The following is a 14,760-nucleotide window of genomic DNA, read 5'->3' on the forward strand; positions in this document are numbered from 1 at the left end:
CAGTTGCAGCTGGTGCCCGGGACCGGGAAGATCAACACCATGAAGTTCGTTCTGGCCCCCGACTCGTTCAAGGAATCCATGTCGGCCGCCGAGGCCGCCACGGCCCTGGAGCGCGGCATCCGTTCCGTCTTCCCCGGCGCCGAGTGCGTGCGGGTGCCGATGGCCGACGGCGGCGAGGGCACCGTGAACGCGATGGTTGCCGCCTGTGGCGGAGAGATCGTGGAGACCGAAGTTCAGGATGCCCGCGGACGCCCGGTGCGGGCCGCCTACGGCTATGTGGCCGCCGAGCAGCTGGCGATCATCGAGGTTGCGGCGGCGGCCGGCATCCATCTCGTCGCCGCAGCCGACCGGGACGCGCGCACCGCCAGCACGTTCGGCGTCGGGCAGCTCATCACCGACGCGCTGGACCGCGGTGCGAGCCGGTTCGTGATCGGGCTGGGTGGCTCGGTGACCAACGACGGAGGGGCTGGCATGCTCCACGCCCTTGGCGCTCGTCTGTTCGATTCCGCCGAACGTGACCTGGACTGCGGGGGAGCGGCGCTTGCGCGGCTCTGCCGGATCGACCTGGAAGGATTCGACCCGCGGGCGCGGTCCGCGTCGTTCGAGATCGCGAGCGATGTCGCCAATCCGCTGCTCGGTCCGGGGGGCGCCACCGCCGTCTTCGGCCCGCAGAAAGGCGCCGATCCGCAGGCCGTGCGGGACCTCGAGGAGGCCCTCACGGTCTTCGCGCGGGTGCTGACCGCGGATTCCGGGCGTTCCGTGGCGGAGCTGCCCGGCGCCGGCGCGGCCGGCGGGCTCGGCGCGGCCTTCCTCGCCTGCTTCGACTCCCGCATGCGGCGCGGCGTCGAGGTGGTCATGGAGGCCGCTCTCCTCGAGCGTCGCCTGAGCGGGGCCGACTTCGTTTTCACCGGTGAGGGCAGCATCGACGGGCAGACCCTGCACGGCAAGACCCCGCTCGGCGTGGCCGAGGCTGCCGCGCGCAACGGTGTGCCCGTGATCGCGTTCGCGGGCCGGGTCGGGCCCGGGTCCGAGGTGCTCTATGACCAGGGCTTCGCCGCGCTGGTACCGATCGTTCAGGAGGTCAGCGACCTCCCGCAGGCACTGACGGATGGCCCGGCGAACCTCGAACGGGCCGCCGCCACGGTGTGCCGTGTCCTTGCCCTCGGGCTGTCGGCCGGGGCGGCCCGCGGGGCGCAGACAAGCTAGGGGAGGGGCGCCGGAACGTCACGACCGGCTCGAGACCACACGCCCGAGATCACGCGCCCGAGATCGTCAGGTACCGCCCTCATTCGCGAGGGTGAGGGCGGCCGCCAGCGCGGTGACGGAGTCGAGGTAGCGGCCGCCGAACGGCACGGAACGCCCCCGGGCGTCGAAACGGTAGACCAACGGCTGTCCGGTGGGCAGGTTCAGGTCGCGGATCTGCCCGTCGGACAGGCCGTCGATCACCGCGCACAGAGCCCGCAGGGAGTTGCCGTGGGCCACCACGAGCACGGTCTCGCCGCGGGCGAGAAGCGGGTCGACGCGCTCGGTGAGGAAGGCATCCACTCGGGTGATGACGTCGCTGAGCGCCTCGGTGCGGGTCAGTGCGGCCGTCGGCAGCGCGCGGAACAGGGCGGTGCCGGCGAACTCGTCGTAGAGCAGGTCGCCCATGGCGGGCGGGGCCTCGGCGACCGAGCGGCGCCAGGCCACGAACTGTTCCTCGCCGAACTCGGCGCGCACATCGTCTTTGGAACGGCCGGTCAGCGCGCCGTAATTGCGTTCGTTCAATCGCCAATCGGCGTCGCAGCCGACCGGCGGGCGGGCCAGACCGGCGGCGACGATCGCGGCGGTCTGCCGGGCGCGCGCCAGGGTCGAGGTGAACAGGGTGACAGATGCTGCGAGGTGGGGCAGCGCGTCGACCCGCGGCACGTCGAGGGGCAGTGCCGCGTTCAGCAGGGCGGTGGCCCCAGAGGCTTCGCGGATTCCCTGCTCCGACAGCGGCGCATCCAGTACGCCCGTGAACAGCCCGGCGGCGTTCGCGGTGCTCTCGCCGTGCCGCAGCACGATCAACACCCCCGCTTCACGCACGGTAACCAGCCCTGTTCGATCTCGCCTACCCGGCGACGGATGCCGCAGCCCGGGAGTCACGGCGTCGTCCGCCGACACCCCTCAGGTTACAGTCCCGCCGCCGGTGAAACCCAGCCGCGCGTGCGCTCAATGTGTCTCTGCGGCGGCGCCAAGGGGGCAGATTGGGCGCACGCGCGGCAGTGGGACGGCCTAGAAGCCGAAGTCGCCGCCGAAGTCACCGCCGGAACCCGCGTCGCCGCCGGAATCAGCGCCCGAGTCGCCCGAGGCATCCGCGCCGCCGGAGTCCATGGGCAGGAAGGCGCTCATCAGCGTCGACGCGATGACGTAGCCCGCCACGGTGCCGAGCAGGGAGCTGCCGACCATGCTGCCGAAGCTCGGCCCGCCCTGGCCCTGACCGCCCTGACCCTGCCCGCCCTGACCCTGGTTGCCGAAGGCGCGGGTGAGGGTGCCGGGCTGGCGCAGCTCCGCCCGGGTGGCCGCCTGGGCCAGTGTTGCCGGTTCGGCGTTCGCCGGGCGCTCGCTGGCGTCGGCGTTCTCGCTTAGCTGGCGGAACAGCAGGTCGCGTTGCTCATCGTTCAGTTTGCTGAAGGCCTCCGCGTGCACCTGCTCGATCGTCTCGGGCGGTGCCGTGCGCAGTAGGTACTGATAGCGATCGACGGCGATCTCGTCGTCGGTGCGCTGCGGTGCGGCCGCGCGTCGCTGCTGTTCCGGCTGCTGGGGCTCGGTTCCGAAGAGGCGGTCGAAGAATCCCATGGTGTGCTCCTCTGGCTCGGTGGTCTGGGGCGTTGGTCCTTACGATTCCACCCGTCGCTGGGTAGGTGCTGGAACCGTGCGCTCAGCGCTGCCGCGCGGCCGCCACGATCACGGCGATGCGGCCCGGAACCGAGTCGTCCTGGAGCGCAGTCACGTCGCCGAGCGCACGACCGGCCACGATATCGCCGAGGAGGCGGCGCATGATCTTGCCCGAGCGGGTCTTGGGCAGGTCAGGCACAACGAACACCTCCTGCGGCCGGGCGACGACCCCGATGGCCTGCGTGACGTGCGCGCGCAGCAGCGGCTCGAGAGTATCCCGGGCGGCCAGCCAGACCGCGGGGTCGCCCAGGTTGCCGCACTCGCCGGAACCGCTGGTGGGGTGCGGTGCCGCGGCCGGGATCACGAAGGCCGCGATGGCCTCGCCCGTTCTCGCATCCGTCACGCCGACGACGCCGGCCTCGCCGACCAGCGGATGTGCGACGAGCGCCGACTCTATCTCGATCGTCGACAAGCGGTGCCCGGACACGTTGATGACGTCGTCGACGCGGCCGAGGAGCCAGATGTCACCGTCGTCGTCGTATTTCGCGCCGTCGCCGCTGAAGAAGAAGCCCTGCTTCGCGAACCGGGCCCAGTAGGAGTCGCGGTAGCGCTCGGGGTCGCCCCAGACGGTGCGGGCCATGCCTGGCCAGGTGCCCTCGATCACGAGGTAGCCGCCGGAGCCGAACGGCACCGGCCGGCCGTGGTCGTCGACGATGTGGGTCGTAAGGCCCGGCAGGGCGCGCAGGGCTGATCCGGGCTTGAGCGTGCTGACGCCCGGTAGCGGCGCCATCACGGCGGCGCCGGTCTCAGACTGCCACCAGGTGTCCACAATGGGGGCGCTGCCGGCGCCGATGTTCTCGCGGAACCACACCCAGGCCTCCGGGTTGATGGCCTCGCCGACCGACCCGAGCAGACGGATGCTGGACAGGTCGAACTCGCTCGGCAGCCCCTCCGGGAACCACGTCATCAACGTGCGGATGAGTGTCGGCGCCGTGTAATAGGTGGTCACCCCGTAGCGCTCGATGATCTCGAGGTGCCGGCCCGGATGCGGGGTATTCGGCGTTCCCTCGTAGATCACCGAGGTGGTGCCGTTGGAGAGCGGCCCGTAGTGCACATAGCTGTGAGCGGTGACCCAGGCCAGGTCGGCCGTGCACCAGTGCACGTCGTCGTCCTTGACGTCGAAGACGGCCCAGTGGCTCCAGGAGGTGTGCGTGAGGTACCCGCCGCTGGTGTGCACGAGCCCCTTCGGAGTACCCGTCGTGCCCGACGTGTAGATGATGAACAGCGGGGTCTCCGCGTCGAAGTACGCGGGTTCGTGCACGGGGGAGGCGAGGTCGACGCTGTCGTGCCACCAGACATCCCGGCCCGGCGTGAAGGGGATGTCGGGGGTCAGGTCGCCGGTGCGGCGCACCACGAGCACGTGCTCGATCGAGTCCACGCCCGCGACGGCCTCGTCGGCCGCGGCCTTGACCGGCACGGCCTGACCCCGGCGGAACTGGCCGTCGGTGGTCACGAGCAGCTTCGCGCCGGTGTCCTCGATCCGGAACCGCAGCGCCTCGGCAGAGAAGCCGCCGAAGACGAGCGAGTGCACGGCGCCGAGGCGCGCGATGGCGAGGGTGATGATGATGGTTTCGAGGATCACCGGCAGGTAGAGCACGACCCGGTCGCCAGGCACGATGCCGAGGTCGGTAAGCGTGTTGGCGGCGCGGTTCACCGCGCGTTCGAGTTCGGCATAGGTGATCGTTCGGCGGTCGCCGGGCTCTCCCTCGAAGTGGAAGGCGACCTTGTCGCCTTTGCCGGCGGCCACGTGCCGGTCGACGCAGTTGACGGCCACGTTGAGCTTGCCGCCCGCGAACCACTCGGCGCGGGGAATGGAGAGCACGCCGTCGGCGTCCGCCCTGGCCGGCTGCCAGGTGTGGTCGGTATGCCACGGCTCGGCCCAGTCGAGGCGGTTGGCCTGCTCAGCCCAGAACGCGATCGGATCGGCGGCGGCCCGGTCCCACCAGGTGGCGTCGACGTTGGCCTGCGCCGCGAAGGCGGCCGGGGCCGGGTAGCGCCGGGTTTCGGTCAGGAGATTACGGATGGTGGCGCTCGCCGGATCGAGCGGGGCCGGCATCGGCGTCAGGCCCATTTGCGGTTCGCCCAGCGCTCGAAGAGGCCAACGGCGGCATCCGTCAGCTTGCCGAGGATGGCGAGCAGGATGATCGCGAGCAGGATGCGGTCGATGCGGCCGTTGTTCTGCGAGTCGATCAGCAGGAAGCCCAGCCCCATCGAGGAAGCGATCAGCTCGGCGGCCACGAGGAACAGCCAGGCCTGGGCCAGAGCCAGCCGCAGCCCGGAGACCACGGCGGGGATCACCGCGGGCAGCTGCACGGCCGTGAACAGTCGCACCCCGTGCAGGCCGAACGCGCGGCCCGCCTCCACGAGCTGACGGTCGACGTGCCGCAGCGCCGCCGACACGGTCGTGTAAACGGGGAAGAAGGCGCCGATGGCGATCAGGGTGAGCTTGGACTCCTCGCCGATCTTCAGCCAGAGGATGAGCAGGGGAACCCAGGCGAGCGACGGCACCGCCCGGATGGCGCCGAGGGTAGGGGCGAACAGTGCATCGGCGGCCCGGGACAGACCGACCAGGGCTCCCAGGGCGATGCCCAGGGCCGCGCCGACGGCGAAACCGATGAGCACCCGCTGGGTGGAGATCGCCGCGTATTGGCCGAGCAGCCCGCTCGCGAACAGGTCGACGCCCGCCTGCCAGACCATCACGGGGGAGGGCAGTTGGGCCATCGTGAACACGCCGAGCGCGGTGGTGAGCTGCCAGGCCGCGAGGATCAGGACCGGCAAGACCGCTCCGCCGCCGAGGGCGATCCAGCCGCGCGAGGCGAGCGGCCGGCGCGGCGCACGCGCCGTACCGGCGGCGGTGGCGGATGCAGCGGATGCAGCGGCAGCGGCGGTGGCGTCGGGCACGGTCCGGGCCGACGTGCGGGGCAGCGTGCGGGGCACAGTCTCGGTCATGGTCGCGTCCTCTCGGGGGGTGGTGCTGGTGGTGCGGGTGTCCGGGGCGGTTGCCCGCCCCGGACGGCGCTACGGTGTTTCCTGACTACTCCGTGACGACCGACGGGTCGGCCTTCGTGGCGAAGCTGTCATTGACGATCGTGTCGAGGGCGGCGTCGATCTGGCTCTGCGCTGCCACGTCACCGGCGGCGACGAAGGTCGGGCCGATCTTTTTCAGCACCGTGAGCTGGGCCTTGCCGGGCACGTTGTCCACGTCGAGGTTGGAGCGCTCGGTGATCACCGTGGTGGCCACGGCGAGGTCGAGGCCCGAGACGCCGGCCAGGATCTCGGCGGTCTGGTTGGGGTTTTCCAGCGCCCAGGCGCGGGCGTGCTCGTAGACGTCGACGACGGTCTGGGCCACATCGGGCTTCTCGGTCAGAAAGCTTTCGGTGGCGTTGAGGAACCCGTAGCTGTTGAAGTCGACGTTGCGGTAGAGCAGCTCCGCGCCGGCAGCCTCGGCACCGGCCATGATCGGGTCGAGTCCGGCCCAGGCGTCGACCGAGCCGTTCTGGAGGGCAGCCCAGCCGTCGGCGTGCTGCAGGTTCTGCACGGTCACGTCCTCGAGGGTGAGCCCGGCCTCCTCCAGGGACTGGAGCAGGAAGAAGTAGGGGTCGGTGCCCTTGGTCGCGGCGATCTGCTTGCCCTTGAGATCGGCGACGCCGGTGATCGCGGAGTCGCCGGGAACGACGAGGGCCGCCCACTCGGGCTGCGAGAAGATGTCGATGACCTGGATCGGCGAGCCGTTCGAGCGGAACAGCAGCGCGGCCGAGCCGGCGGTGGAACCCACGTCGATGGCATTGGCGCGCAGTGCCTCGTTGGCCTTGTTGGAGCCGGCCGACTGCACCCAGTTCACGGCGATGTCCTGGTCGCTGAGGGCATCCTCGAGCCAACCCTGGTCCTTGATCACCAGGCTGAGCGGGTTGTAGGTGGCGAAGTCGATGTTGAGGGTGCCGCCGGTGGTGACGGTGGTCTCACCCGCTGCGGCGGCCTCGGCCGGCTTGGCGACCGGCTGGTTTTCACCCGCGACGCAGCCGGTGAGCAGCAGGGCGGCGGCGGTTGCGACGGCAAGGAGCGCGATTCGTGTGGTGGAGCGGTGCTGTGTCATCGGGATCTCTCAGTTGATTGGGCAGCGGATGCGGCGCCCGGAGTGGGGTAGCGGTGGTGAAAGCAGTGCGGCGGTGCAGTGGTGAGGCAGAAAAGTCAGTAGGGGAAGGCCGGGATGGTAGAGGTCGCGGCGAGCCCGCGTGCCTCGCCGTGGCGGTCGATGCCGAGCCCGGCGAGCAGTCGTCCGCGCAGTTCGGCGAGTTCCGCCGAGCCGCGGTCGCGGGGGCGGGCCCCGGGAACGGTGAGTTCCTGCACGATGGTCGCGCCGGCGCGGGTGTCGTTGCCGGACCGGCCGAGCAGGATGATCCGGTCGGCCAATTGCAGCGCCTCGTCGACATCGTGCGTGACCAGGAGGACCGTCGTCGGCGCCTGGGCGTGCACGTCGAGCAGAAGGTCCTGCATCTTCAGGCGGGTGAGCGCGTCGAGAGCACCGAACGGTTCGTCGAGCAGTAGAACGCCCGGGTTGCGGGCCAACGCCCGGGCGAGGGAGGCACGCTGGGCCATCCCACCGGAGATGGCCTGGGGGCGGTGGCCGGCGAACGCGGCCAGACCGACCAGCTCGATCAGCTCGGCGACGCGGGCGCGGGCGGCGGCCCGCGGGGTGCCGCGGGGCAGTCCCAGTGCGACGTTCTCGGTGACGGTGCGCCAGGGCAGCAGGCGCGGCTCCTGAAATCCGACCGCGCAGCGTGGGTCGATGCCGGCGACGGGCGAGCCGTCGATTCTCACCTGGCCGGTGGTCGGGGAGTCGAGGCCGCCCGCGATGCGGAGCAAAGTGGACTTGCCGCATCCGCTCGTGCCCAGGATCGCCAGCACCTCGCCGGGCCCCACCGTGAGGGAAACGTCGCGGAGCACCGGGGGTAGGGCGGTGGCCCCGCGGGTCGTGGCGGGGGCGAACGTGCGGCCGATCGCCTCGAACTCGACCGTGAAGGCCGAGTTTCCGGTCGTGGTCGTGGTCGTGGTTCTGGCCATGGTTCTGGACGCCGCGCCGCGCACGGACGCCGGATCGGCGGACGTCTCGTGTGATGCGGCGCGGTGCGGCATGGGCGGCTTTCGGTCGCGGGAGGGGAAGAGTTGCTTGACGTTAGCCGAGGGCAGACGGATGCTGCTGGGCCGGCCGCAACCCGACGTAACACGCGGCGCTTCTTCTTGGGATGATGGGGCCATGACTCGAACCGTTTCCGGAGCCCGTGTGCTCATTACCGGTGCCGCCAGCGGCATGGGCCGCCTCTATGCCGAGCGGGCCGTCGCCGAGGGCGCGAAGGCCGTGATCCTCTGGGACCGGGACGCCGGGGCGCTGACCCGTGTGGTCGGCATCCTCGGCGATCGGGCCGGCGAGGGCACGCTCATTGTCCCGTATGTCGTGGACATCGCCGACCTCGGCGCGATCGCTCAGACCGCCCAGCGGGTGCGCACGGAGGTCGGCGACCCGGACATCGTGATCAACAATGCCGGCATCGTGCGCGGAGCCTTCTTCTGGGAGCACGACAACGGCGCGGACACGCGGCCGACCATGCAGATCAACGCGCTCGCCCCGATGTACATCGCCCGGGAGTTCCTTCCGGCGATGATGGCGAATCGCGGTCGTGCGTCGCGCATCGTGAACATCGCGTCGGCGGCCGGGATGCTCTCGAACCCCCGGATGAGCGTCTATGCGGCGTCGAAGGCGGCCCTGATCGGGTGGGGTGACTCGCTGCGTCTGGAGCTCAAGCAACAACGGTTCGGGCACGTCAAGGTCACGACCGTCTGCCCCAGCTACATCTCGACAGGGATGTTCGAGGGTGCCCGCGGTCCGCTGCTGACGCCCGTCATGACGCCGGAATATGTGGTCGAGCGGGTTTGGCGGGCGATGCTCGCGGGCAAGCCCATGCTCACCATGCCGTGGACGGTCGAGCTCTCAAAGGTTGTCCGCGGAGTGCTGCCTTTGCCCCTCTGGGACGTGGTGGCCGGCCGCGTCTTCGGCGTCTACGGCTCCATGGACGAGTTCACCGGCCGCCCCTGAATCGAGCCCCGGTGGTCGAGCCTGTCGAGACGCGGCGACCCGCCCTCCCGAGGTTCCCACGACGCTGTTCGAGCCTGTCAAGACCCGGGACGAGAGCCACGCCCTACAGCCCCACCCGCTTGCTCGGCAGTGCGATCAGTGTCTGTTCCGGGTCGTTCTCCACCGGTGGCCGGAGCCAGTATTGCGTTCCGGTACGGGTGATCTTCCAGTGCTGGTTGTGTAGCAGTATGTGGTGCGGGTGGCAGAGCAGTACTCCGTCGGCGAGGTTGGTGTCTCCGCTGTCTGTGAGCCATTCGTTGATGTGGTGGGCTTCGCTCCAGGCCGGTGATCTGTCGCAGTCGACCCACCGGCATCCGCCGTCGCGCACTCCCATCGCGGCGCGTTGTTTCTCGGTGAAGAGTCGTTCGTCACGGCCGACGTTGATGATTTGGCCGATGTCGTCGAACTTGATGCCGCGGGTGCCGGTGTCGCAGAGCAACCGGTCGATGGTTTCCTGCGAGATGGGGACCGGGTTGCCTTCGATCTGCCCGTGAGCGGCGGGTTCGGCGGCACCCGGCTCGCCGGGTTCGGCTGTGAGGGCTTTCTCGGTCACGATCACGCGCACCGCCGGGCGGCGTCCGCCGAAGACCCGGCCGGGGTCGGCTTCGCCGGCGATCGTCAGCAGTTGCACGAGGGAGTCCGCGTTGATCTGCTCGGTGCTGCGCGGGTCGTCCTGCATTTTTTAGGCCCAGGCGGCGCGTTCCGGGTCGACGAACCGCACTCCGCCGCGGCGGGGGCTGGTGATGGAGTCGAAGGTGGAGAGCACGAACTCGCCGTCTTCGGGGGCGAAGAGCCCGTTCAGGCGCACGTTGCCGTTGCTCAGCCGGTAGACCTTCAGGTAGCGGTCGTCGTGGGCCTGCTTCTCCCGGGCGGCGATGCCGGCCTGATCGAGCCGGTCGCGCATCCGTCTCGCCCGTTTAAAAACCTCGTCGGCATTCAGTGACGGTGCCTCGGTGAGGAGCGCCGCGAGGGCCACCCGGAGCTTCTCCGCGGTAACTGCCGCGTCGATCTGGCCGAGCCCGGCCCGGATCGCCTCGGCCGCGTCAACCGAGAGCGTGCCGGCGGTGACGGCCCGGGCGATCGGCGCCTGCCAGGGCACCTTCGCGGCGAACGCCGCGACGTCGACAGCATCGGCGTCGGCGTCGGCGTCGGCGTCGGGCGTCGAGAGCGTCGAGAGCGCCTCTTCGACCAGCTTGTCGGCCGCCTCGGTGTCGGCCATCATCGTGCCGACCGCGACCAGCTTGTACGCGTCACCTTTGGATGAGCCGGTCCAGTTCTGGATCAGGGCCTCGGGCGAGAGGAACCCCTGCTGCGCGGCCAGCCCCGAGTGGCCGAGTTCCGGGCGGGACCGGCGGGCGATGGTTGCGGCCATCAACGCGGCATAGGTGTCGAGCAGGCGGCGCGCGCGGGCGATCCGCTTCTGGCCGGCCAAAGCCTCGGCGTCGGGAAGAGCCGCGAGGTCGGCGCTCGAGGAGCCCAGCAGGGCGACGGCGTCGGCCGCCTGCCTGAGGTCATCCGCGAGGTTCGTCATGTTATGAGGATACTTTAAGGAGCACACGTAGGCGAGTGTCACTCACCTTTTGTGGATAGCAGTTTCGTATCTTTGTTCAGCAGCACGGCTGTTTGGCCGCGCGGCGCCACCGAGTCAGCGCTGAGCCGGCGGCCTGCCCGGCAGCAACGTTCGGTGCCGTGGCGCAGGTTGGGGACGACGGCGGATCCTCTCACGTGCGCCCGCTTTACCGAACGCGTGCCGGGAGGTGCGGTGTGGCACGGGAACCCTGATGACTGACTCGCCGGTTCTCGACGGGCTTGACCGCCGACGGGGCCGCGACTTCGAGGCGCAGACAGGCCCAGGCCCAGGACTGACGCGGGTCGCCCCGCCGACAGGTCCGCTACCGGCAGGTCTGTGACTTTTGGATGGATCCGTCCGAGTTCTAGCAGACCCAGAAGGGTGCCGTCTCTGTAGGTATCTCGCTGAATCTCCATGGTCTCCTCCGCGCCGTACCGGGCATGCTACTTCGCTGCACTGTTTCTCCGGGCTCGTTGACAGCGGCCCACGCAGGGACCTAGTATGGAATCGTTTCCATGGAAACGATTCCACGACTACATCGGTACCCGCACGAACACGAAGAGGTGAACATGGTTGCCATCACGATCAAGGATGTCGCCGCCCTGGCCGGCGTGTCCGTGGCCACGGCCTCCCGGGTTCTCTCCGGCAGTCCGGCCACGTCGCCCGAGGCCCGCGCCGGCGTAGCGGCGGCGGCCGCCCAGCTCGACTACCGGCCCAACGCCCAGGCGCGGGCCCTGCGCAGCACCCACACCGAGTCCATCGGCCTGCTGGTGTCGGATGTGCGCAACCCCTTCTTCGCCGACCTCGCCCACACGGTCGAACAGGCCGCCCTGGCTGCCGGCTACGTCACGCTGCTCGGCAACGCGAACGAGCGCAAAGAACAGCAGGACCGGTACCTGGACACCCTGATCTCCAGGCGAGTGGACGGCATCGTCGTGGCACCGCTCGGGGACGGCAGCGGCAGCATCCGTTCGCTGATCGAACGCAAGATCCCGACCGTCTTCGTGGACCGCACCGTGGAGGGCCTCGATGTGCCGAGCGTGACCACGGACAGCGAAACCGGCATCCGCCAGGCTGTGGCACACCTGGCCGCGGCCGGCCACACCCGCATCGGCTACATCTCGGGCCCACAGGCCACCTCGACAGGCCGGGACCGGTTCGCCGCCTTCACCCGGGCGGTGGCCGAGTTCGGCCTCAGCCAGGACCCCGAGCTGGTCTACTTCGGCGACTTCCAGGCCGCCAGTGGCTCGGCCGGCGTGCACGCGCTGCTCGAACTGCGCCAGCCGCCCACCGCCCTGCTCGCCGCCGACAGCCCGATGGCCGTGGGCGCGATCGCCATTCTTCACAAGCGCGGGCTGCGCATCGGCCGGGACGTGGCCCTGATCGCGTTCGACGACATCGAGTGGTTCGCCCTGCTCGACCCGGCGCTCAGCGTCATCTCACACAGTGTCGAGGACATGGGCCGGATCGCCGTGAAGATGCTGCTCGAGGTCATTGGCGGAGGCACCCCCGGATCGGTGGTGCTGCCCAGCGAACTGATCATCCGGGCGTCGTCCTCGGCGCCCATCTCAGGCATGCCCGATTCACCCGCAGCCGTTTCACCCGCATCCGGGCCGAGCCCGAGGAAGAACTGACATGAGTCAACAACCACTGGTCACCCTGCAGAACGTGGGCAAGACCTTCGGACCGGTGACGGTCATCAAAGACGTCACCGTCAGCGTCTACGCCGGCAAGGTGCAGGTACTGCTGGGCGAGAACGGCGCCGGCAAGTCCACCCTGATCAAGATGATGGCGGGGGTGTACCAGCCGGACGCCGGTCACATCGTGGTGGACGGGCAGACAGTCACCCTGCCCACCACCCGCGCGGCCGAGGAACTCGGCATCGCCACGATCCACCAGGAACTGAACCTCGTTCCCACCATGAGCATCGCCGAGAACGTGATGCTGGGGCGGATGCCCACCAAGCACGGCCTGGTCGACCGCAGCGCCCTGCGCAATCGGGCGCGTGCCGCCCTCGCCCTGATCGGCCTCGACGTCGACGTGGACACCCTGGTCGGCGACCTCGGCATCGCCCGGCAGCAGCTGGTCGAGATCGCCAAGGCGCTGAGCATCAACGCCCGCATCCTGATCCTGGACGAGCCCACCGCGGCGCTGACCCGCCACGAGACCGAGAGCCTGTTCGCCGTGATGACCGACCTGCGCCGCCGTGGGGTGGGCATGCTGTTCATCAGCCACCACCTCGACGAGATCGCCGAGGTCGGCGATACCGTCACCGTGCTGCGCGACGGCGAGTTCATCGCCGAGGTGCCGGCCTCCACCCCCGAAGACGACCTCGTGAAGCTGATGGTCGGCCGCAACATCGAAGACCAGTTCCCGCGGGTGACCGGCGACGTCAGCCAGGCACCCGAGATCCTGACGGTCGAGAACCTCACCTCGACCGGCTCGTTCAGCGATATCAGCTTCACCGTGAAGGCCGGCGAGGTGCTCGGCATCGCCGGCCTGGTCGGCGCCGGACGCACCGAACTGATCCGGGCGATCGCCGGCGCCGACCGGTACACCTCCGGCACGGTCGCCGTGCGCGGCCGGCAGCTGCCGAACGGCAGTATCCCGGCGGCAATCGCCGCGGGCATCGGGCACGTGCCCGAAGACCGCAAGGGGCAGGGGCTGGTGCTCGACGCATCCGTCAACGACAACCTCGGCTACGCCACGCTCGCCGCCACCGCGAAGCTCGGCCTGGTCGACTTCGCCGGCCAGCGCCGCCGGGCCGGCGACGTGGCGAAGAAACTTCGCATCCGAATGCACACCATCGACCAGCCGATCGGCGCACTCTCCGGAGGCAACCAGCAGAAGGCCGTGTTCGGCCGCTGGATCATCGCCGCCTCCACGGTGCTGCTGCTCGACGAGCCCACCCGCGGCGTCGATGTGGGGGCCAAGGTCGAGATCTACGAACTGATGAACGCGATCACGGCGGCCGGGGGAGCGATTCTGATGGTCTCCAGCGAGCTGCCGGAGATCCTCGGCATGAGCGACCGCATCCTCGTGATGCGCGACGGCCGGATCGCCGGCGAGCTCAGCGCCGCCGAGGCCGCCCAAGACGCAGTCATGACACTCGCCGCCCGCGATGTCGACGAGAATCACGAACAGAGATAGGGAACCACGCCATGTCCACCACAACCGTGCCGGCGAAGCACCGCAGCTTCGACTACAAGAAATTCCTCGCCAACAACGGCGCCCTCGTCGGCCTCGTCGTTCTCTGCCTCGCCCTGTTCATCGCTACTCCCGACTTCCTGACCGCGCAGAACCTGCTCAACATCGGCATCCAGGTATCCACGGTGGCCGTGCTGGCCTTCGGGATGACCTTCGTCATCGTGGCCGGCGGGATCGACCTCTCGGTGGGTGCCGTGGCGGCCCTGTCGGCCATGTCGTCGGGCTGGATGTTCGCCAGCGCCGGCCTCCCCGGCTGGATCGCCCTCCTCGGTGGCCTCTTCATCGGGGCCCTGGCCGGCACCATCAACGGTCTGGCCAACGCCTACGGCAAACTGCCCTCCTTCATTGCCACGCTCGCCATGCTCAGCGTGGCCCGCGGGCTGACCCTGGTCATCTCCGACGGCCGCCCGATCAAGATGCCGGCCGAGGTCTCCTTCCTCGGCGGCAACCTGGGTCCGGTCCCGATGCCCATCATCATCTTGGTGCTGGCCGCCCTGGCCGCCTCCTTCCTGCTCAACCGCACCGTGATCGGCCGCTCGATGTACGCGGTCGGTGGCAACGCCGAAGCCGCCCGGCTGTCGGGACTGCCGGTCAAGCGCATCCTCGTCACCGTCTTCGCCCTGGCCGGACTTTTCGCCGCCCTCGCCGGGCTGTTGCTCGCCGGGCGCCTCGACTCCGCGCAGCCGCAGGCCGCGGCCGGCTACGAACTCGACGCCATCGCGGCCGTCGTGATCGGCGGCGCCTCGCTCGCCGGCGGCCTCGGCAAAATCTCGGGCACCTTCGTCGGCGCCCTCGTGCTCGTCGTCATCCGCAACGGCCTGAACCTGCTCAACGTGACGTCGTTCTGGCAGCAAGTCGTGATCGGCCTCGTGATCGCCCTCGCCGTGGGCGTGGACGTGCTACGCCGCAAGACCCGTAGCAGCTGACCTGGCCG

Annotated in this window: 11 protein-coding genes and 1 pseudogene; 5 read left to right on the top strand and 7 right to left on the bottom strand. The window is 69.8% G+C overall.

Going from position 1 to position 14,760, the window contains the following annotated elements; translation table 11 throughout:
• The first annotated feature begins 39 nt into the window (after positions 1-39).
• Positions 40-1,206 carry a glycerate kinase gene (locus E3O22_RS03810; RefSeq protein WP_134393680.1) on the top strand — a complete coding sequence of 389 codons (1,167 nt, stop codon included), beginning with the start codon at positions 40-42 and terminating at the stop codon, positions 1,204-1,206.
• Positions 1,207-1,272: 66 nt separating this feature from the next.
• On the opposite strand, the gene E3O22_RS03815 is transcribed toward E3O22_RS03810, so the two are convergent.
• The 6 genes from E3O22_RS03815 to E3O22_RS03840 form a co-directional block, all read right to left on the bottom strand.
• Complete coding sequence (locus E3O22_RS03815) at positions 1,273-2,067, bottom strand: 2,3-diphosphoglycerate-dependent phosphoglycerate mutase (RefSeq protein WP_198410558.1); 795 nt, start codon at positions 2,065-2,067, stop codon at positions 1,273-1,275.
• Positions 2,068-2,256: 189 nt separating this feature from the next.
• A complete protein-coding gene (locus tag E3O22_RS03820; RefSeq protein ID WP_134393679.1) occupies positions 2,257-2,820 on the bottom strand; it encodes a hypothetical protein in 564 nt (187 codons plus the stop codon).
• Positions 2,821-2,902: 82 nt separating this feature from the next.
• Positions 2,903-4,990 (bottom strand): acetate--CoA ligase, encoded by a 2,088-nt coding sequence (gene acs, locus E3O22_RS03825; protein ID WP_241976501.1) that lies wholly within the window; start codon positions 4,988-4,990, stop codon positions 2,903-2,905.
• A complete protein-coding gene (locus tag E3O22_RS03830) occupies positions 4,981-5,868 on the bottom strand; it encodes an ABC transporter permease (RefSeq protein WP_134393678.1) in 888 nt (295 codons plus the stop codon). The genes acs and E3O22_RS03830 overlap by 10 nt, the downstream gene beginning before the upstream one ends.
• 85 nt (positions 5,869-5,953) lie before the next feature.
• Positions 5,954-7,012: an aliphatic sulfonate ABC transporter substrate-binding protein gene (locus tag E3O22_RS03835; protein WP_134393677.1), complete on the bottom strand. Its 1,059-nt coding sequence runs from the start codon at positions 7,010-7,012 to the stop codon at positions 5,954-5,956.
• Between the two features lie 95 nt (positions 7,013-7,107).
• On the bottom strand, positions 7,108-7,980 hold the full coding sequence (locus E3O22_RS03840) for an ABC transporter ATP-binding protein (protein ID WP_198410559.1): 873 nt from the start codon (positions 7,978-7,980) through the stop codon (positions 7,108-7,110).
• A gap of 193 nt (positions 7,981-8,173) precedes the next feature.
• Here E3O22_RS03840 and E3O22_RS03845 point away from each other — a divergent pair, with 193 nt between their 5' ends.
• Positions 8,174-9,010, top strand: a complete 837-nt coding sequence (locus E3O22_RS03845) for an SDR family NAD(P)-dependent oxidoreductase (protein ID WP_134393675.1) — start codon at positions 8,174-8,176, stop codon at positions 9,008-9,010.
• A 103-nt stretch (positions 9,011-9,113) separates the two neighbouring features.
• Here E3O22_RS03845 and E3O22_RS16240 read toward each other — a convergent pair.
• A pseudogene (locus E3O22_RS16240) lies at positions 9,114-10,580 on the bottom strand (DUF222 domain-containing protein).
• A gap of 608 nt (positions 10,581-11,188) precedes the next feature.
• On the opposite strand from E3O22_RS16240, the gene E3O22_RS03860 reads away from it, so the two are divergent.
• The 3 genes from E3O22_RS03860 to E3O22_RS03870 are packed head-to-tail and all read left to right on the top strand — an operon-like array spanning position 11,189 to position 14,752.
• On the top strand, positions 11,189-12,253 hold the full coding sequence (locus tag E3O22_RS03860) for a LacI family DNA-binding transcriptional regulator (protein WP_134393672.1): 1,065 nt from the start codon (positions 11,189-11,191) through the stop codon (positions 12,251-12,253).
• Between the two features lies 1 nt (position 12,254).
• A complete protein-coding gene (locus tag E3O22_RS03865; RefSeq protein WP_134393671.1) occupies positions 12,255-13,769 on the top strand; it encodes a sugar ABC transporter ATP-binding protein in 1,515 nt (504 codons plus the stop codon).
• Positions 13,770-13,780: 11 nt separating this feature from the next.
• Entirely contained in the window at positions 13,781-14,752 is a 972-nt protein-coding gene (locus E3O22_RS03870; RefSeq protein WP_134393670.1) for an ABC transporter permease, read from the top strand.
• Positions 14,753-14,760: the final 8 nt, after the last annotated feature.

The organism is Cryobacterium sp. TMT2-18-2, assembly GCF_004402245.1.
GTDB classification, from domain to species: domain Bacteria; phylum Actinomycetota; class Actinomycetes; order Actinomycetales; family Microbacteriaceae; genus Cryobacterium; species Cryobacterium sandaracinum.